Here is a 669-nt window from a genome sequence, read left to right as displayed (position 1 = left end):
GCCATGCAGGAAAGAGATTATCATGATGCGCTCGTAGTACGTCGCTTCCTGGAGACCTTTAACAGAATAGACAATCATTTGGTTGAAGCTGAACTTCCTAGGCTTGATGCTTATATCGCCACTCTGGATGGCTATTATGAATACCTGGAGCAAAGGAATAGAAAACCATTGGATAATGGTATCAGAATCGGCCGAAAAAAAGAATACCTTTTTGTGTCTGATGAAGCATCTTCTTTAAAAGATGAAGAGACGACCGCCGAGCAAGCCTCTTTATTTATAGAATTTCTCACCTTAAATGGCCTAAATTCTATGCCTACCAGTGCGAGCAAGTCTTCACCATTGAATATCGCAATATTTGCGTTTATCAGATATTGGAGAAGAAGGGGTATCTTGGCACCGCAGCATATCGTCAGTGCCAATGCCATTTATAGATTTCTTACTGAGGATTGCCATATACGAAAAGAAGTTACGATAAAATCGTTCAACAATGTCTTCAATCATTGTGAGGACATAAAAAATCAAGAAATGGATGATAAAGTGGCTGATTTCTTTGCCCATAGATGATTTTTTTATGGGACAAATATTAATCCTATTTTTCCTATTTTTCCCAAAGGTGTTTTTGCCCTATCTTTGCACCCGTAATCAGACAAGTAAAGTCTGGTTGCGGGC

General features: G+C 39.2%; 1 protein-coding gene. It reads left to right on the top strand.

Going from position 1 to position 669, the window contains the following annotated elements; all coding sequences use genetic code 11:
- Positions 1 to 564, top strand: a 564-nt coding sequence (locus DWV53_RS15945) for a hypothetical protein (protein ID WP_181992528.1), incomplete at its 5' end; no start/stop codon positions are given.
- Between the last annotated feature and the right edge of the window lie 105 nt (positions 565 to 669).

It is taken from the genome of Segatella copri (genome assembly GCF_003465495.1).
Lineage (GTDB): Bacteria > Bacteroidota > Bacteroidia > Bacteroidales > Bacteroidaceae > Prevotella > Prevotella copri_G.
Note: the sequence above shows the minus strand (reverse complement) of the source record. Positions and strands in the feature narration are given on the sequence as shown.